The organism is Microbacterium sp. LKL04, from assembly GCF_900102005.1.
Classification (GTDB): domain Bacteria; phylum Actinomycetota; class Actinomycetes; order Actinomycetales; family Microbacteriaceae; genus Microbacterium.
In genome coordinates this window covers 68,622-86,714 of the sequence record NZ_LT627736.1, presented here as the reverse complement: position 1 = coordinate 86,714, position 18,093 = coordinate 68,622, and the positions used below count along the sequence as shown (strand labels likewise).

Annotated in this window: 16 protein-coding genes; 9 read left to right on the top strand and 7 right to left on the bottom strand. The window is 70.5% G+C overall.

What is annotated here, in order from left to right; genetic code table 11:
* Nucleotides 1-153: 153 nt before the first annotated feature.
* The 3 genes from BLP38_RS00430 to BLP38_RS00420 form a co-directional block, all read right to left on the bottom strand.
* A complete protein-coding gene (locus tag BLP38_RS00430) occupies nucleotides 154-1,038 on the bottom strand; it encodes an aldo/keto reductase (protein ID WP_091351704.1) in 885 nt (294 codons plus the stop codon).
* 76 nt (nucleotides 1,039-1,114) lie between these two features.
* The gene (locus BLP38_RS00425; protein ID WP_091351703.1) at nucleotides 1,115-2,824 is read right to left on the bottom strand and encodes a long-chain-fatty-acid--CoA ligase; all 1,710 of its coding nucleotides are present in this window, start codon (nucleotides 2,822-2,824) and stop codon (nucleotides 1,115-1,117) included.
* A 67-nt stretch (nucleotides 2,825-2,891) separates the two neighbouring features.
* On the bottom strand, nucleotides 2,892-3,506 hold the full coding sequence (locus BLP38_RS00420; RefSeq protein ID WP_091351702.1) for a TetR/AcrR family transcriptional regulator: 615 nt from the start codon (nucleotides 3,504-3,506) through the stop codon (nucleotides 2,892-2,894).
* Nucleotides 3,507-3,580: 74 nt separating this feature from the next.
* On the opposite strand from BLP38_RS00420, the gene BLP38_RS00415 reads away from it, so the two are divergent.
* The 3 genes from BLP38_RS00415 to BLP38_RS00405 all read left to right on the top strand — a co-directional run bounded on the left by BLP38_RS00415 (nucleotide 3,581) and on the right by BLP38_RS00405 (nucleotide 5,846).
* Complete coding sequence (locus BLP38_RS00415; protein WP_091351701.1) at nucleotides 3,581-4,192, top strand: GNAT family N-acetyltransferase; 612 nt, start codon at nucleotides 3,581-3,583, stop codon at nucleotides 4,190-4,192.
* Nucleotides 4,193-4,201: 9 nt separating this feature from the next.
* Nucleotides 4,202-4,714, top strand: a complete 513-nt coding sequence (locus BLP38_RS00410) for a DUF2087 domain-containing protein (protein ID WP_091351700.1) — start codon at nucleotides 4,202-4,204, stop codon at nucleotides 4,712-4,714.
* 64 nt (nucleotides 4,715-4,778) lie between these two features.
* A complete protein-coding gene (locus tag BLP38_RS00405) occupies nucleotides 4,779-5,846 on the top strand; it encodes a sodium:calcium antiporter (protein WP_091351699.1) in 1,068 nt (355 codons plus the stop codon).
* 10 nt (nucleotides 5,847-5,856) lie between these two features.
* On the opposite strand, the gene BLP38_RS00400 is transcribed toward BLP38_RS00405, so the two are convergent.
* Nucleotides 5,857-6,903 (bottom strand): LD-carboxypeptidase, encoded by a 1,047-nt coding sequence (locus BLP38_RS00400; RefSeq protein ID WP_091359360.1) that lies wholly within the window; start codon nucleotides 6,901-6,903, stop codon nucleotides 5,857-5,859.
* Nucleotides 6,904-7,011: 108 nt separating this feature from the next.
* Here BLP38_RS00400 and BLP38_RS00395 point away from each other — a divergent pair, with 108 nt between their 5' ends.
* Nucleotides 7,012-9,078: a PhoX family protein gene (locus BLP38_RS00395; protein ID WP_091351698.1), complete on the top strand. Its 2,067-nt coding sequence runs from the start codon at nucleotides 7,012-7,014 to the stop codon at nucleotides 9,076-9,078.
* 13 nt (nucleotides 9,079-9,091) lie between these two features.
* Here BLP38_RS00395 and BLP38_RS00390 read toward each other — a convergent pair whose 3' ends face one another.
* Nucleotides 9,092-9,973: a helix-turn-helix transcriptional regulator gene (locus tag BLP38_RS00390; protein ID WP_091351697.1), complete on the bottom strand. Its 882-nt coding sequence runs from the start codon at nucleotides 9,971-9,973 to the stop codon at nucleotides 9,092-9,094.
* A 101-nt stretch (nucleotides 9,974-10,074) separates the two neighbouring features.
* On the opposite strand from BLP38_RS00390, the gene BLP38_RS00385 reads away from it, so the two are divergent.
* The 3 genes from BLP38_RS00385 to BLP38_RS00375 are packed head-to-tail and all read left to right on the top strand — an operon-like array spanning nucleotide 10,075 to nucleotide 12,899.
* Nucleotides 10,075-11,316, top strand: coding sequence for a multidrug effflux MFS transporter (locus BLP38_RS00385; RefSeq protein ID WP_018185501.1), 1,242 nt, complete (start codon nucleotides 10,075-10,077; stop codon nucleotides 11,314-11,316).
* A complete protein-coding gene (locus BLP38_RS00380) occupies nucleotides 11,313-11,840 on the top strand; it encodes a cyclophilin-like fold protein (protein ID WP_018185502.1) in 528 nt (175 codons plus the stop codon). The genes BLP38_RS00385 and BLP38_RS00380 overlap by 4 nt, the downstream gene beginning before the upstream one ends.
* Nucleotides 11,841-11,864: 24 nt before the next feature.
* Nucleotides 11,865-12,899 carry a zinc-binding dehydrogenase gene (locus tag BLP38_RS00375; protein ID WP_091351696.1) on the top strand — a complete coding sequence of 345 codons (1,035 nt, stop codon included), beginning with the start codon at nucleotides 11,865-11,867 and terminating at the stop codon, nucleotides 12,897-12,899.
* Here the strand turns inward: BLP38_RS00375 and sfnG are convergent, their stop codons facing one another.
* Nucleotides 12,900-14,048 (bottom strand): dimethylsulfone monooxygenase SfnG, encoded by a 1,149-nt coding sequence (sfnG, locus tag BLP38_RS00370; protein WP_091351695.1) that lies wholly within the window; start codon nucleotides 14,046-14,048, stop codon nucleotides 12,900-12,902. It abuts the gene before it with no gap.
* Between the two features lie 235 nt (nucleotides 14,049-14,283).
* On the opposite strand from sfnG, the gene BLP38_RS00365 reads away from it, so the two are divergent.
* Nucleotides 14,284-15,540 carry an acyl-CoA dehydrogenase family protein gene (locus BLP38_RS00365; RefSeq protein WP_091351694.1) on the top strand — a complete coding sequence of 419 codons (1,257 nt, stop codon included), beginning with the start codon at nucleotides 14,284-14,286 and terminating at the stop codon, nucleotides 15,538-15,540.
* A gap of 161 nt (nucleotides 15,541-15,701) precedes the next feature.
* Here BLP38_RS00365 and BLP38_RS00360 read toward each other — a convergent pair whose 3' ends face one another.
* The gene (locus BLP38_RS00360; protein WP_231916528.1) at nucleotides 15,702-17,453 is read right to left on the bottom strand and encodes an acid phosphatase; all 1,752 of its coding nucleotides are present in this window, start codon (nucleotides 17,451-17,453) and stop codon (nucleotides 15,702-15,704) included.
* A 175-nt stretch (nucleotides 17,454-17,628) separates the two neighbouring features.
* On the opposite strand from BLP38_RS00360, the gene BLP38_RS00355 reads away from it, so the two are divergent.
* Nucleotides 17,629-18,057, top strand: a complete 429-nt coding sequence (locus tag BLP38_RS00355; RefSeq protein WP_091359351.1) for a MarR family winged helix-turn-helix transcriptional regulator — start codon at nucleotides 17,629-17,631, stop codon at nucleotides 18,055-18,057.
* The last annotated feature ends 36 nt before the right edge of the window (nucleotides 18,058-18,093 follow it).

The following is an 18,093-nucleotide window of genomic DNA, read 5'->3' as shown; positions in this document are numbered from 1 at the left end:
CGCCAAGGTCGAGCGGACCCGAGGCCTCGGCGCCGATGGCGCAACAGCCGGCGACGAAGCCTGAACGTGCCGAGTGCAGGTCAGAACGCCGCATCAGACCCGTATGGGCCGCTCGGTGCGCACCGAACCTGCACTCGGCACAGCGGCCGACCCTCAGACCTCGATGCCGACGGCGGCCGAGCAGCGAGCGAGCTCGTCGGCCGAGAGCTCGAGGTTCCGGGCCTGGAACGAGTCGGTGATGGATGCCGGGCGGCTCGCCCCGGGGATGGGGATCACGGTCTCGCCGAGCGACAGCTCCCAAGCCAGGACGACCTGCTGCGGGCTGACGCCGTGCGCCTGGCCGATCTCGGCGAACGCGCTGAACCGCTCGCCGATCGAGCCGGCGCCGCCGATGCCGCCGAGCGGGCTCCACGGCAGGAAGGCGATGCCGTTCTCGACGCAGTACCGGAGTTCGCCGTAGCTGCCGGGATGCCGCGGGGAGAACTCGTTCTGCACGCTCGTCAGGTTGCCCTCACCGAGGACCTCCTGTGCGATCTGGATCTCCTCGACGCTGGCGTTCGAGATGCCGACCGTGCGGACGAGTCCCTCGTCCTGCAGCGTCTTGAGGTTCTGCATGACCTCGCCGTAGACCATCCAGCGGTCGGGGCGGTGGTACTGGTACAGGTCGATGACGTCGACCTGCAGGTTGGCGAGCGACTTCTGGACGGCGCTGCGGAGGTACTCGAGCGATCCGTCGCGGCCGAAGTCCTTCTCGGCCGTCCGGGTGATGCCGCCCTTCGTGGCGACGACGATCGATGACCGGTCGCCGTCCCAGCCGGCGAGTGCGTCGGCGACGATCCGCTCGTTGTGGCCCATCTCGTCCCAGCTGGGGGCGTAGATGTCGGCGGTGTCGATGAGCGTCACGCCCGCGTCGAGCGCCGCGCGCACCGTCGCGACGGCGTCGTCGTGCGAGGGCAGACCGTTGCCGTTCATCGACACCGGCATCGCGCCGAGTCCGATGGCCGAGACGGTGAACGGTCCGAGTGTGCGCTGCGACATGAGTCTCCTTCGACGGGGTGGGGTGCGGCATCCACCCTGCCAGTCGACACCGCCCGGCGCGACGACCCTTGACAGATCAGCGCGCGGTCAGCTGCTCCCGCACCTGTCGGCGCAGCACCTTGCCGATCTGCGAGCGCGGCAGATCGTCGAGTTGCACGACCTTGCGGGGCACCTTGTAGGCGGCGAGGTGCGAGCGGGCGAAGTCCTTGAGGGCGGATGCCTCGAACGCCGTCCCCGGCTTCATGACGACAGCCGCGACCACGTCCTCGCCGCCGGTGGCCCGTGGGACGCCCACGACCGCGGCGGACTCGACGTCGGGGTGCAGCGTCAGAACCTGCTCGACCTCGCTCGGGCTGACGTTGAACCCGCCCGTGATGATGAGCTCCTTGACGCGGTCGACGACGGTGACGAAGCCATCCTCCGAGACGGTGACGATGTCGCCGGTGCGCAGCCATCCGCCGTCGAGGAGGACCGCGGCGGTCTCCTCGGGGCGGCGCCAGTAGCCCTGGAACACCTGCGGCCCGCGGATGAGGAGCTCGCCCGCCTCACCGGCGGGACGGTCGACGTTCGGGTCGTCGGGGTCGACCACCCGGATGTCCGTGCTGGGGAACGGCACGCCGACGGTGCCCGGGCGGCGCGTCGGGCCGATCGGGTTGCCGAGGGCGACCGGCGAGGTCTCGGTCATGCCGTAGCCCTCGACGAGCAGCCCGCCCGTGACCTCCTCCCACCGGGTGACGGTGGGGACCGGGAGGCTCATGGCACCCGAGATCGCGAAGCGGATCGTCGAGAGGTCGACGCCCTTGCGGGTGCTGGCCCGCGACAGCGCGTCGTAGATCGGCGGAACACCCGGCAGGAACGTCGGCGGCGACTTCTTCAACGCGCCCACGACGAGGTCGACGTCGAACTTGGGGAACAGCACGATCCGTGCCCCGATCGACACCGCGAAGGTGAGGCAGAGGGTCAGCCCGTAGGCGTGGAACATCGGGAGGACGGCGTAGAACGTCTCTTCGCCCTCGGTCAGCCCCGGCACCCACGCGCGCCCCTGCTCCGCGTTCGAGCGGAGGTTCCGGTGCGAGAGGACGGCGGCCTTCGGCATCCCGGTCGTCCCGCTCGTGAGCTGCAGGAGCGCGGTGTCGTCGAGGACGGGCCGCGCGTACTTGCGGGGCAGCCGGCGGGCGTTCGTGAACTGCGACCACCGGATGATCCCACGCGCGGTCGGCTTCGAGGTCAGCGCCTCGCGTCGCTCGCGGAGGGCGGGGACGGGCAGGCGCAGGGCGGTGCGCGATGCCCAGGGCAGGGCGTCGGTCATGTCGACGGCGACGATCGCGGCGGGCGCGATGTCGCTCGGGAACTCGGCGACCATGTCGGCGATCTTGTCCCAGACGATCGCGACGACGGCCTCGTGCACCTCGAACTGGTGCCGCAGCTCACGGGCCGTATAGGTCGGGTTGTGCTCGACGACGATCGCGCCGATGCGCAGCGCGGCGTAGAACGCGACGATGTGCTGCGGGCAGTTCGGGAGGACGAGCGCGACGCGGTCGCCGGCGCTGACGCCGAGCTTGCGCAGGGCGTTCGCCGCGCGCGAGACCTGCTCGCCGAGTTCGGCGTAGGTGGTTTCGGCGCCGAAGAACTCGGTCGCGACCTTTGACCCGTAGCGCGCGACCGAGTGGTCGAGCAGGTCGACGAGCGTCTCGTCGACGGGGTCGATGTCTGCGGGGACGCCGGGCGCGTAAGCGGCCAGCCAGGGGCGTTCCTGCAGATCGGATGCCGGCGGTGTCGAAGTCATCGTCGTGTGTCCTCCTCGGTGTCCCGCCAGCGTAGGGCGGTTTCTCGATGGGTCTGCTGTGCGTCCGCTACGCGCGTTCGAATGCGGCGAGCCCCGCGGCGAACACCCGGATGACATCGTCGACGTGGTCGTCGTCTCCGGTCGCGAGCCACCACGCGGCGAGTCCCTCGGCCGCCGCATGCACGACGGCCACGAGCGTCGCCGTCGGCGCGGTCAGCACACCGTCGCGGGACGCGATCCACGCCTCGACGAGCCGCTCGATCTCCCCGCGGACTGCCTCGGTCTCGGCCCGTGCGGCACCGGCGAGCGCCTCGGATGAGCGGGCCATCGCGGTGAGCTCGGCGAGGCGTTCGTGACGTACGCGCTCGCGCCGCAGCTCGGCGACGAAGGTGTGGAGCGCCGCAGCGACGGCATCGCCGAGGGGGAGCGGTGCGAGCGGCTCGGCCCACAGCCGGCGCGTCAGCAGCCCGGACTCCCGCTCGAGCAGGGCGGTCACGAGATCGGCCTTCGACCCGAAGGCGTAGCTCACGACGCGGTGGGCTACGCCCGCTCGCTGCGCGACGCTGCGGAGCGACAGCGCGGCGACCCCGTCGTGCACCATCACCTCGACCGCGGCGTCTAGCAGCTGGCGTCGGCGATCGTCGACGTCGAGATAGGTCCGGCGAGGTGACGGGTCGTTCACAGTGATCTCCGAGCGTGCGGCGCGTGGTGGCATCCATACTAGTTTTATCCACCCGGACCAATTGAGGAGATCTCATGATCAGCGTGACCCCCGCCCGCTCCACCGACCTCGCTCCCGCCGCCACGATCCTCGCCGAAGCGTTCGCGCAGGACCCCGTCATGGCGGCTGTCGTGCCGGGCACGCGGCGTCGGCACGAACGGCTCACCGATCTGTTCCACGGCCTGCTCGCCAGTGGGCCGTACGCGACGGGCACGGTCGATCTCGCGCGCGATGCGGACGGCACGATCCTCGGCGTCGCCGCGTGGGAGGGGCCGCACGCCGAGCGGGGGGCGCTCGCACGCCAGGCGTCGGAGCTCCCCCGCTTCGCGCGGGCGCTCGGCTGGCTCGGGATGCCGCGGGCCCTGTCCCTGCTCTCGCGCCTCGCGCGCCACCGTCCGCGCGCCCCGCACTGGTACCTCGCCGAGATCGGGGTGAGCGCCGCGGCGCGGGGCAGAGGTGTGGGCAGGGCGCTGCTGTCGGCGCAGCTCGACACCCTCGACACCACCCGACAGACCGCGTACCTCGAATCCTCCACTCCCGACAACCGTCGCCTCTACCGACGCCTCGGGTTCGAGGAGCTCAGCCCGATCGAGGGCGTGCCGGGGGCGCGGCCGGTCGCGATGCTGAGGCTGCCCGCCGCGCGATAGCGTGCTGGCATGGACCGATCGGGCGATGACCAGTGGCGTCCGCTCGTGGCCGCGCTCGCGAACGACCGCGTCCGCGAAGCGTTCGCCCGGCTGACGCTCGGCGCCCGTGCCGACGACGCTCTCGGCGGCCTGTCGCCGTCGCGGCGGCGCCACGTGGTCGAGACGATGCGGCGCGCCGGACTGGTCACGGACGACCTGCGGGCGGACGGCGAAGCGTTCGCCCGCGTCCTCGCTTCCGCACCCGCCGCGGTGAGGCCGACGGGTGTCGCCCGCTACCTCTCGCGCGAGGGACGTGTGATCGGGTACCCGTCGAATCCGGACGAACGCCGCGAACTGCTGACGCTCCTCGCCGCCCGCATCCTCGTCCCCGGCGAGGTCCTGGACGAACGCGGGATCAACGAGCGGCTCGAAGCCCTCACCGACGACGTCGCCGCCCTCCGGCGGCACCTCGTCGACCACGACCTCGTCGAACGCACGCGGTCGGGTACCGAGTACGCGCTGGTCGTCGACCCGTCCTCGTAGGAGACGCTCTGCCGGCGCCGTCAACCGCTAGGCAGACGGCCGCCTCCGGGTGTGCAGTGGTGCGGTGAACTCGCTCCCGTTCTGGCTGGTCGTCGTCGTCTTCGTCGCAGCCGCCGCCGTCGTCTGGGTCGCCGGCATCCAACTCTCGAAGACCACCGACGTGCTCGACGCGCGCTGGCACATCGGCAGCGCCTTCGGCGGGCTGATCATCCTCGCCGTCGCGACGAACCTGCCCGAGATCGCCATCACGGTCAGCGCCGCTGCGGCGGGCAACCTCGGGGTGGCGGTCGGCAACATCCTCGGTGGCATCGCACTGCAGACCGTCGTCCTCGTCGTGCTCGACGCGTTCGGCCGCCGGGGCCGCGGGGTGAAGCCGTTGACCTACCGCGCGGCATCCCTCGTGCTGGTCCTCGAAGGGCTCGTCGTGGTGGCCGTGCTCGCGGCCGTCGTGGCCGGCAGCCAGCTGCCGGAAGGACTCGTCGCCCTGCGCCTCACGCCGGACGTCGTCCTCATCACCGCGCTCTGGATCGCGGGTCTGCTGCTCGTGCGGCGCGCCGGTCGCCACCTGCCCTGGAGCGGCAGCGGAACCGTCGACAACGCGTCGCCGCACACCCCCGGACACCGCCGCTCGAAGCCGCAGCACCCCCACAAGAGCCGGCCTACATGGCTGGTCGTCACAATCTTCCTGGTCGCCGCCGCGGCGACGCTCGGCGCCGGTGTCGTCCTCGAGCGCGCCGGCGACGCCATCGCAGAGGACATCGGGCTCTCGGGCGTCCTGTTCGGCGCCACGTTCCTCGCCCTCGCGACCTCGCTCCCCGAGATCTCCACGGGCCTGCAGGCGATCCGGCAGGGCGACGACAACCTCGCGATGAGCGACATCTTCGGCGGCAACGCGTTCCTCCCGGTGCTCTTCCTCGGCGCGACCGTCATCTCTGGGCAGGCCGTCCTGCCGCGCGCGGGCGCGACGGACATCTACCTCACCGCCCTCGCCGCCCTGCTGACCCTGGTCTACGTGGTCGGGCTCATCTTCCGTCCTCCGCGGCGGGTACTGGGGATGGGCGTCGATTCGCTGACGGTCCTCGTGTTCTACGCGGTGGGGGTCGCGGGCCTGTTCCCGGTCGCCTCCGGCTGAGCCCGCCCGGTCAGTCGTACGAGGCGAACACGCGCCGCTCGACGCCGTCGAGACGCATCGTCCCGCCGTACGGCACGATCCACTGCGGACGCGTGTGCCCGAAGGGCACGCCGACGCAGACGACGACGTCGGGGTTGTAGCGGGCGACGAGCCCGGTGACCACCTCGCGCTGCGCCTCGCGGCGCGCGCGCCGGGTCTCGGCATCCGGTTCGTCGCCGAATGTGCTGACCGGCGGCCGCGCGACGACGACGCCCGCGACGACGCCGAGCACGCCGCGCTCGCCCAGTGCGCGGACCCAGCGCGCGACGAGGCGGGGCGAGGGCAGTTCCTCACTCGTCTCCAGCAGGAGGATGCCGCCGCGGAGGTCCTCGAGCTCCGGCATCCGCCCCGCCAGGGCGATCTCGTCGAGCACGTCGAGGCACCCGCCCCACGTGCGACCTTCCACGACCCGCGCCGGTCCGGACCACGACCACGGCTCGGTCGGGATCCGGTCGCCGAACGAAGTCAGCGCCCGCGGGTCGAGCCAGTCCACACCGGTGTCCTCGGACTCGCCCGGTTCGGTCAGCTCGAGCTCGCCGCCGTCGAACAGCGCGGCGCGCAGCGACTGCAGATGGATGCCGTCGACCCCCGGCCCCGCGCCGATGTGCACCTGCGTCGACCCGCCGTAGAAGCCAGGGACGCCCGACTGCCACAGCGCGTTCAGCAGGTGCGTGTTGTCGCTGTACCCGACGAAGGGCTTCGGGTCGGCGAGCGCGCCCGCGAGGTCGACGTGCGGCACGACGGTGATCTGGTCGTCGCCGCCGATGCTCGCGAAGACGGCACGGACGTCGGATGCCGCGAGCGCCGCCTCGACGTCGGTGGCGCGGGCGCGCGGGTCGGCCCCCAGCATCCGCGTCGTCGGATACTCGACCGGCTCGAGCCCGAGTTCGTCGCGGATGCGGCGGAGCGCCTGCTCGTGCACCGCGGGGGCGAAGCCGGGCGCCGCGAACGACGGCGAGAGCACGGCGACGCGGTCGCCGGGGCGGAGCTTCGAAAGGGTTCGGAATGAGCGGGGCACGCCCTCATCGTGGTACCCGAGGACCGTCACGCGCTGTTCACCGGTGATTCACCCCGTCGCAGGAACGCCGACGGATCCTGGAACCGATCTGCACGAGAGGACCCCCCTGTGACCACTGTGGAACCCCCCACCACCCGCACGACGCTTCCCCTCGCGGCTCACGCCGTCGGAAAGCGCTCCGCCGTGACCTGCCAGTTCAAGTGCGCGAACGCGTGCCTCGGCCCCGAATGCAACGGGTCGGACAACCCGACGTTCCGCAGCATCGCCGAGCTCGCTCTCTCGCGCCGCATGCTCATCGGCGCCGCGGCCGCGGGCGCCGTCGTGGTCGCGACGGACGCGGTCGGCATCCTCACCCCCCAGGCCGCATCCGCCGCCACGACGGGCGGGGCGGTCGAGTCCCACTGGGGCTGGAATCACCACAGCCTGCCGTTCCAGCCGATCGCTCCCGTCCCGGCATCCGTCGACGCGCTCACGGTTCCCAAGGGCTACACGTGGTCCCCGATCATCCGCTGGGGCGACCCGCTGTTCTCGGACGCGCCGAGGTTTTCGCTCGAGGCGCAGAGCCGTGCCGCGCAGGAGCGGCAGTTCGGGTACAACTGCGACTACCTCGACATCCTCGCCGACCGCAGCGGCAAGACGGGCGTGCTCGTCAACAACCACGAGTACGTGAACCCGAACATCATGTTCCCGCCGTCGACGGATGCCGCCGAGCTCCGCCGCCGCGGCGAGGTCTACAAGGCCGCCCAGGGCATGTCGGTCGTCGAGATCAAGCGACGCCGGCGCGGCGCTCCGTGGCGCTACGTGGTCGACGGGCGACGCAACCGACGGATCACCGTCGAGACGGTGTTCGAGCTGACCGGACCCGCCGCAGGATCGGACCTCGTGAAGACGGCCGCAGACCCCGAGGGCCGATGGGTCAAGGGAACGCTAGGCAACTGCGCGGGCGGCACCACGCCGTGGGGCACGATCCTCTCGGGTGAGGAGAACTTCAACGGCTACTTCGCGTGGGCCGCCGACACCGCCGGGCAGAAGCGCTACCAGGCGAGCGCCTCGCGGACGACCTCGACCGGGTGGGAGGCGTACGACCCCCGGTTCAACTCCTTCGACCCGGGATACGTCAACGAGCCCAACCGCTTCGGCTACATCGTCGAGATCGACCCCGAGGACCCCACCTCGACGCCGAAGAAGCACACCGCGATGGGCCGCTTCAAGCACGAGGGTGCGAACGTCATCGTCGCCGAGGACCGTCGCGTCGTCGCCTACATGGGTGACGACGAGCGCAACGACTACCTCTACAAGTTCGTCTCGAAGAACCGCATCAGCTCGTCTCGCAAGAAGAACATGACGCTGCTCTCGGAGGGCGACCTGTACGTCGCACGCTTCCGCGGCGACTCCCCCGCCTCGCAGATCGACGGCTCAGGGAAGCTGCCCGCCGACGGCGCCTTCGACGGATCCGGCGAGTGGATCGCGCTCACCCGCCACGGCCGGAGCGTCGTCCCGGGCATGACGACCGAAGAGGTCCTCGTCTACACGCGCCTCGCCGCCGACAAGATGGGTGCGACGAAGATGGACCGCCCCGAGGACGTGCAGCCGAGCCTGCGCACCGGCAAGATCTACGTCGCCCTCACCAACAACTCCGACCGTGGCAAGACCTCGATGGTGGATGAGGCTAACCCACGCACGGGCAACCGGTTCGGCCACGTGCTCGAGATGACCGAGCGCCGCGGGCAGGCGGGAACCTCCTTCGGCTGGAGCATCCTGCTGCAGTGCGGCAACCCGTCCGACCCGAGCACCTACTTCGCGGGTTATCCCAAGGACAAGGTGTCGCCGATCTCGTGCCCCGACAACCTCGCGTTCGACGAGGACGGCAACCTCTGGATCTCGACCGATGGCGCCCCCAGCACCATCGGGTTCAACGACGGCCTGTTCCGGGTCCCGCTCACCGGTCGGGAGCGCGGACGCGTGCAGCAGTTCCTCGCCGTCCCCCGCGAGGCTGAGACGTGCGGGCCCGTGATCCACGCGCGCGAGAAGCTCGTGTTCGTCGCGGTGCAGCATCCCGGCGAGAACGGCACCGTCGCGGCGCCGACGTCGCTGTTCCCCGACTACGGTTCGACGCGACGCGGCGACATCCCGAACGCGCCGCGGCCGTCCGTCGTGCAGGTGTACCGGAGCTGATCGAACTCCCGCGTCAGCCCGCCGGCGGGCTGACGCGGGAGCGATCGTCCGCCGCCAACGACCCGAGCAGCCCCAACCGCTCCGCCGAGGGTGAGCCGGGCTCGGCGCTGTAGATCAACAGGACACGACCGGGCTCGGCGGTGACGGCGAGCTCCTCGTACACGAGGGTGAGTTCGCCGACCGCGGGATGCCGGAAGCGCTTCTTCCCGGAACCGTGGGCCCGGACGTTGTGGGCGGCCCACAGCTTCCGGAACTCGTCGCTGCGGGTCGACAGTTCGCCGACGAGATCCTGGATGCCCTTGTCGTGCGGGTCGCGGCCGGCCTCCGCGCGGATGACGGCGACGCACATGTCCGCGAACAGATCCCAGTCCGGATAGAAGTCCCGCGCGACGGGATCGAGGAACTGGAAGCGTGCGAAGTTCGGGACGCGTCCGCCGTCACCGATGAGAGGCGAGTAGAAGGCTCGGCCGAGATCGTTGAACGCGATCAGGTCCTGACGCTGGTCGCGCACGACGGCCACCGCATCCGTGATCGACGACAGCGCCCACTCGAGGCTCGGACGGACCGGCCCCGACTTCGAGGCGCGACGACGGTGGCGCCCCGAGGCGGGAATCCCGTCGGCGTTGCGTGCGAGGTCGAGAAGGTGCGCGTGCTCGGCGTCGGAGAGTTGCAAGGCGCGGGACAGGGACTCCAGCACCGCACCGGACGCGCCCGCGATCGCTCCCCGTTCGAGCTTGGCGTAGTACTCCACGCTCACGCCGGCGAGGGCAGCGACCTCGCTGCGCCGGAGCCCCTCGACCCTTCGGCCCGGTCCCGCGGAGATCCCCGCCGCATCCGGCGTCACGCGTGCCCGACGCGTCATGAGGAACTCACGGACCTCAGCTCGATTGTCCATGCCCACAGGCTAGATCGGCCGAGCCGGATCAGGGATGCCCTCTCGGTACACCTTCCGGCAGGGACTCCCGCCCGCGCCCGAGCGCGACGACGCTGAAGGACATGACCGCATCCGCTCTCACGCAACGCACCGGCTCCCGGAGGGCGCTGCCGACCCTGCTCCTGCTGCTGACCGTGTTCGGCCCGATCTCGATGGACCTCTACCTCCCGGCCCTCCCCGCGCTGACGGCGGAGCTCGACGCCGTCACCTCCGTGGCTCAGCTCACCGTCACCGCCTGCCTGATCGGGCTCGCCGCCGGCCAGCTGATCGCGGGCCCCCTCTCGGACCGGTTCGGACGCCGCGGCATCCTGCTCGTCGGCATCGCCGCGTACATCCTGATGTCGGCGGTGTGCGCGCTGAGCCCAACGGTCGAACTGCTGATCGCGGCCCGGTTCGTGCAGGGGCTGGCCGGCGGGGTCGGCATCGTCATCTCGCAGGCCGCGGGCCGCGATGTGTACACGGGCGGCGCGTTGATCCGGTTCTACGGGCGCCTGACGGTCGTCGGCGGCCTCGCCGCGATCATCGGGCCCCTCCTCGGCGGACTCCTCGACGCGGTCACGGACTGGCGCGGCCTGTTCGTCTTCCTCGCCGCGATCGGGGCGGCCATCCTGGTCGTCACGCTAAGGATGTTCCCCGAGACGCTGGCACCCGAGGAGCGGACCGCCGGCGGCTTCGCGCACACCGTCGCCGACTTCCGGACGCTCCTGCGGGACCGGGCATTCGTCGGGGCCGTCCTGAACCAGGGGTTCCTCTACGCCGCCCTGTTCGCCTACCTCGCCGGATCGACCTTCGTCCTGCAGGACGTCTACGGGCTGTCCCCGCTCGGCTACGCGCTCGCTTTCGGGCTGAACTCGGCGGGCTTCATGACCCTGGGACACCTCGCCGGGCGCTCCGCCGAGCGGTGGAGCATTCCCGGCACCCTGACCGCCGGCGTCCTGACGTCAGGTGTCGGCGCGATCGGACTCCTCGTCGCCGGCCTCACCGCCCTTCCCCTGTGGGTCGTCATCGTGTCGCTGTTCCTCCTGGCGGGCGGGGTCGCGATCTCGTCTCCCCCGGCGACGACCCTCGCCCTCGCCGACTATCCGCGGATGGCGGGCACGGCCTCATCCCTCCTCGGGATGGTGAGGTTCGGGTTCGGGGGGATCGCGGCTCCGCTGGTCGGGGTCGCCGGTGCCCTCAGCATCCTGCCGCTCGGCATCGTCACAACGGTCTCCGTCCTCCTCGCGGGCGCCTCCTTCCTGTTCCTCGCCCGCGGACGCACCGCATCGGCGGTCCGCTCCCCGCAGGTCGGGAGCGCCTCGTGATCGGCGACCCCCGCGGACGGATGCCGCGCCGCAGGGCAGCTGTCGGCTTCGGGCTGCTCGGCGTGGCCCTGCTGGGCGGCTGCGCCGCCGAACCCACTCCGCAGCCCGCGGCGACCCGCCCGGACGCGCCCTCGGCCTCGGCATCCGTTCCGGCGGAGGTCGTGGGGACGCGCATCCGGTTCTCGTCCGACCGCACCACGATCGACGTCACGATCGGCGAGGACAGCCCGGCGGTGCGCGATCTCCTATCCCTCCTCCCGGCCGAGCTGTCGTTCGAGGACCTGAACAGCCGGGAGAAGATCGCCTCCCTGCCCCGCGAACTCGCCTGGCAGGGATCACCGGGCTCCGACCCGGAGGACGGCGACCTCATCTACTACTCGCCCTGGGGGAACCTCGGGTTCTACTACGACGCCTCCGGGATCGAGTACTCCGACGACACGCTCCACATCGGCACCTACGACGCCACCGAAGAACAACTGGCGCTCCTCGTGGGCGGACCCGTCACCGTCGAGATCATCGACTGACCACTGAGACAAGGAACAGAAGTCATGCGCGCAACCCTCATGTACTCCGCGGGCGACGTCCGCGTCATCGACGTACCCGAGCCCACCCTCGAAGCGCCCACGGACGCGATCATCCGCGTCACCTACGCGTGCGTCTGCGGCTCCGACCTGCACCCGTATCACGACCTCGAGGACACCCCCGAGGGACGCCGCATGGGGCACGAGGCCGTCGGCGTGGTGGAGCGGATCGGCGAGGACGTGACGACCCTCCGGGTCGGCGACACCGTCATCGTCCCCTTCGCCTGGTCCGACGGCACCTGCACGTTCTGCCACGACGGGATCACGACCTCCTGCATCCATGGGGGCTTCTTCGACGGCGCCGCATCCGCCACCCAAGCCGAGAAGCTGCGGGTGCCGTACGCCGACGGCACCGCCGTCGCCATCCCGGCCGGCACCGACGAGGCGCTCATGCCGTCGCTGCTGACGCTGTCCGACGTCTACCTCACCGGCTACCACGCGGCTATCCGCGGCGGCGTCGAGACGGGCAAGACCGTCGCGGTGATCGGCGACGGAGCGGTGGGCCTCTCCGCCGTGCTGGCTGCGCGGCAGCTCGGCGCCGAGACCATCATCCTGATGGGCCGGCACACCGCCCGCACCGACCTCGGCCGCGAGTTCGGGGCGACACACGTCGTCGCCGAGCGCGGCGAGGACGGCGTCGCGAAGGTGCTCGAGATCACCGGCGGCGAGGGCGCCCATGTCGTCCTCGAGGCGGTCGGCCACATGCCGGCATACGAGCAGGCTTACGGCATCGTCCGCCCCGGCGGCGTCATCTCGCGCGTCGGCGTCCCCCAGTACGAGGATGCCGCGGTCGGGTTCACCTCGCTGTTCGGCAAGAACGCGACCCTCACCGGCGGGCCGGCCACCGTCCGCGCCTACCTCGAGGGCGCCATCCCCCAGGTGCTCGACGGCACCATCGAGCCGGGCAAGGTCTTCGACCGCGAGCTCCCCCTCGACGACATCGCCGAGGGCTACCGCCTGATGGATTCGAGGGAAGCGCTGAAGGTCCTCATCCGCCCCTGATCAGCGGGCGACGCCGATCGGGTCGCCGGTGCGGGCGAGGTCGGCCTCCAGCTCGCGAACGATCGGGATGACCTTCTCGCCGAACGCCTCGAGCTCCTCCTGGAAGTGCAGGAAGCCGAGCAGGAACAGGTCCACCCCGCGCTTCTTGTAGGCGATGATGCGCTCGGCGACCTGCTCGGGCGGACCGAACAGCTGGGTGCGGAAGCCGTCGTTGTACTGCACGAGGTCCTCGAACGAGGAGTCGGCCCACATCCCCTTGCGGTCCGCAGTGGATGCCCCGGCCTGCTGCACCGACTTGCGGAAGCCTTCGACGGACGCCGGATCGGCCTGCGCGATGATCTCGCGCAGTTGCTCACGTGCTTCCGCCTCAGTGTCGCGGACGATCGCGAACCCGTTCAGACCGAACCGCACGGTGCGCCCGTGCTCAGCGGCGACCCGGGTGACGTCGTCGTACTGCTCGGTGAACCCGTCGAAGTCCTTGCCGTTCGAGAAGTACCAGTCGGCATGAGCGCCGCCATTGAAGCGCGCGGCCGTCGAGTTGCCGCCCTGGAAGATGTCCGGATGCGGGCGGCCGGGCACCGGGTAGGGGCCGGGGCGCAGCGTGAAGTCGTTCACGCGATAGAAGTCGCCGTGGAACTGCACGTTCTCCTCAGTCCAGAGCTTTCGCAGCACCTCGATGAACTCGGCGGACCGGCGGTAGCGCTCGTCGTGCTCGAGCCACGGGAGGCCGAGCTTCGTGTACTCGTCCTTGAACCAGCCCGAGACGACGTTGACCGCCGCACGCCCCTTCGAGAACTGGTCGGCGGTGAGGATGAACTTCGCGAGCACCGCCGGCTCCCAGAGCCCCGGGTGGACGGCGGCGATGACCTTCAGCTTCTCGGTCGCGAGCAGCAGAGCCAGGCTGATCGACGTCGACTCGTGCTGCTGAGCAGCGCCGTAGCTCGACAGGTAGCGCACCTGGCTCAGGGCGTACTCGAACCCGACGCGCTCGGCCGTCTGAGCGAGCTTCACGTTGTAGTCGTAGTCCCAGGACGTCCGCTGCTCGATGTTCGAGACCACGAGGCCGCCGCTGACGTTGGGCACCCAGTACGCGAACTTCAGCGGCTCGTGGGACGAGGCCTGGTCGAACGAGGATGTCTGCTCGGTCATGGTGTTCTCCGTGGGCTGGCGACGCGGTCGGGCGACGCGATCGGATGGGTTCCCCGGAACCTTCCGCCCGGGCGCCGGGCAGTGTCAATCGATGTGAACGCGTGTGTCGAGGCGTGACGGTGTGTGTCGGCCCGTGACGACGGGATGCCGCGATTCGCGTCACAAACGCGCCCCGCGCGGATTCGGCGAGTAGCAAGGGTGCGACGACCACGACCCACTGCTGAGAGGCGACGACATGACCCGGCATCCCGACCCCGCACTCCACGACGGGCTCTCGCTCGGCACCGACTACGAGACGCTCGCGGCGCGGTTCCGGCCGTTGTTCGCGCAGATCGCCGACAGCGCGGTGGACCGCGAGAACGACCGTCGACTGCCGCACGAGGAGATCCGGCTGCTCACCGATGCCGGGTTCGGCGCCGTACGTGTGCCGCGTGCGTACGGCGGGTCAGGGGCATCCCTCCCCCAGCTGATCGAGCTGCTCACCGAGCTCGCTGCCGCCGACTCCAACATCCCGCAGGCGCTGCGGGGCCACTTCGCCTACGTCGAGGACCGCCTCAACCAGCACGCGACCGTCGACCAGTCGGCCTGGTTCACGCGCTTCGTCTCGGGCGAGATCGCCGGGAACGCCTGGACCGAGATCGGCGAGGTGAAGGTCGGCGACGTCAACACGAAGGTCACCCGTCGCGGCGACGACCTCGTCGTCAACGGCACCAAGTTCTACAGCACCGGGAGCATCTTCGCCGACTGGCTCGACGTGTACGCAGAGCACGACGGCGTCCCCGTGATCGCGATCGTGCGCGCCGATCAACCCGGCGTGACCGTCCACGACGACTGGGACGGCTTCGGGCAGCGCACGACCGGCAGCGGCACGACGATCCTCGAGGACGCCCGCGTCGATCCCGAGGACATCACCGTCTTCTCCGAACGCTTCCGCTACCAGACGGCCTTCTACCAGCTCGTCCACCTCGCCACGCAGGCCGGCCTCGTCGCGGGCGCGGCGCGGGAGGTCGCGGCACACGCCCGCGCCCGCACGCGTGTCTTCAGCCATGGCTCCGCCGGAACGTGGTCGGAGGATCCGCTCGTGCAGCAGACCGTCGGGGTCGCGACCGCGCAGGGGTTCGCGGCCCGGGCAGTCGCGGTGCGGGCAGCCGAATCCGCGCAGGCCGCCTACCTCGCACGCTTCGCGGGCGACGCCGAGGCCGAGGAACGCGCCAATCAGCGCGCCGAGCTCGAGTCGGCCCAGGGACAGATCGTCCTCACGCCCCTTTCCCTCGAGGCGACGAGCACGGTCCTCAATGCGCTGAGCGCGTCCGCCGTCTCCGAGACGAAGCGCCTCGATCGGTTCTGGCGGAACGCTCGGGCCGTGTCGTCCCACAACCCGGTCATCTTCAAACAGCGCATCGTCGGGGACTGGGCGATCAACGGCACCCCGGTGCCGTACGTGTGGGCCATCGGGCAGCAGCGCACACCAAGCTCGCTCATCACAGATTGATAACAGGAATCCCTTGCCACCGTTATCTCGTCGTTATACAGTCATTGCCAGGTAGTTGTTTTGCTGTGGCAGCTACCGACATGTGATTGCAGGACACTCTTGGTGCAAAGGGACAAGGGCCGGCTGGATGCCTCTCCAGCCGGCCCTTACTGCGTGACGAGTCAGACGATGCCGCTCCGGCGACGTCGCATCGTCAGGACGATGCCAAGGGCGAGCAGAGCCGTCCCGGCGCTTCCCGCGATCCACAGCGGCGCACTCTGACCGCCGGCCGCGGCCAATTCCTCATCGCCGATCGCGGCGGCCTGGCCGCGGCCGATCGTGACCGCAGCCCAGCCGATGAGGTCTCCGGCTGCATCGACCACGGCGACGCGATGCGTCCCCGCCTCGAGGCCGCTCGGCAGGGCAAAGGTGGCGGAACCCGCGGCATCCGCCGTCGACTGTCCGAGGGACGTCGGAGTCGAGTAGATGAAGCCGTAGTACGTCTGCCCTGCCGTGAGTCCGGAGACGACGATCCGGTCACCACGGACGGATGCCTGGATCGTCCCCTCCGCCGCGGCAGGCAGGTCGTCACCGTTCACGGCGGGCGCGCTCGGTGCGCCGCCGGTTGCGGGCGGAGTGGGCTGCGGAGCGGGGGTCGGCTGCGGGGCCGGCGTCGGCTCGGGGTCGGGCGTGGGCTCGGGGTCCGGGGTCGGCTCGGGGTCGGGCGTCGGCTCCGGATCCGGAGTGGGCTCGCTACCGCCGTTGCCGATCACGACGGAGCCGTCGGAGCGCACGGTCACCTCGGCCGCCATCGCGGCGGCGAGGTTCATCCGCTGCCAGCTCTCCTGCTCACCGACGTCGAGCGGGTTGCCCGAGTCGACCGCGGTCAGCGCGAGCACCTGACGGCGCTGTTCCGGCGTCAATCCCGGGTGAGCCGAGACGAGCAGCTCCTCCGCGCCGTCGGGCACCACGACGGGAACCCCCTTCGGGCCGGTGGCCGGGAATCCGTAGCCCAGGTGCTCCTGGTAATAGGCGAGCGCCTTGTCGGTCGTCAGGTACGGGACGTCCTTCTCGATGCAGTTCGCGAGTGTGTCACCACAGCCGCGCTCGAGGACGCCGCGCAACTCCTCGGCGGCTTCGCCCACCAACGACCGCATCGCGGGATCGGCGAGACGGAGCGCGATGATCTTCTGGCCCATCATCCGCCCGCTGATGACGTCGAGCGGGTAGTGCGCCCCCATCACGATGCGGTTGTTCCCGGCCTCGGCGGTGCGGGCCAGGATCTGCGGTGCGAGCTCGGGCAGCATCTCGGCGAGCGCCGTTCCCTGCCAGTACGCCTGCGACGTGTGGCCGGAGGGGAAGGAGCCGCTCGTGGAACCCCACGCGTCGCCGCCTTCTTTGTCTCGGTAGACGAGGTCCTTCGTCGTGTCGAGGCGGAGGTACGGCCGGTCGTAGTCGAAGAAGTTCTTCGGCGGATTGCTCGATGACGTCGAGCCGAGCTTGCCGCCTGCCTTGCTGAGGAGCCACGTGAGCTTGGGCAGCTCGCCCGCGGCCACCGCGTCGGCGTAGATCGCCCCGAGGTTCTCACCGAAGGCATCGCCCATGCTGACGGACATGTCGTCGTACTGGTCGACGATGGCCCGCTGAACCTGGGCATCGGATGCGGTCCGGTTGATCTCGCTCGTCAGCGCGTCGTTGTAGTCCATGACGGCCGCGTTGCCCGCCGGGCCGCGATCGATGCGGAGGCCGTCGAAGACGTCCATCATGCGGACCGACCAGTTGTCGGCACTGGGCGCCTTCGCGTCACCGGTCGACGCGGCGGCGTCCGACGCGTAGGTCGCCGTCTTCTGCTCCTCGGTGAAGCCGGCGGCCGCGAACGCGGGTCCGGCGGTCAGGGTGCAGGCGACGAGGACGCCGAGTCCACCCATCGCCATCCCGGCACGAGTGCCTCGTCGTCTTGTCTGTCTCATCACGCTCACGGGCGCGCCTCGCTTCCATCGGGTGAGCCAGAATGCTTTCCTGAACGCGGGAACGGCGCGTGACGTCCGGGTGACCACGAAGCGACGAACCGCGCTCGTCGTGCGGGCACGCGACGATACAGTGGACGCCATGACCGATCGACGCCTCGCCATCGCGGCATGGGAGAGCCTCTTCCGCGCGCAGCACGAGGTTTTGGCCGAGATCTCACAGGACTTCGACGACGACGACCTCTCCAGCGCGGAGTACGACGTCCTCCTCACCGTGACCCGATGCGACGAGCACACGGCGCGACTTCGCGACGTCACCGCGAACATGCTGATCAGCCAGCCCAGCGTGTCCCGCCTCGTGGATCGGATGGTAGCTCGGGGTCTCGTCGCCAAATGCCCGGACCCCCAAGACGGTCGCGGCGCGATCCTGCGCGCCACAGAGAAGGGCGCGGCGACGTTCCGCCGCATGGCCACTGCTCATGGCCGAACGATCGCCGAGCGGATGTCGGTGCTCACCGACGACGAACTCGCCCAGCTCGAGAAGCTGACGGCGCGTCTGCGCGGAGTGTGACCGCAGACGAATCGCCCCGCATCCGACACGGGATGC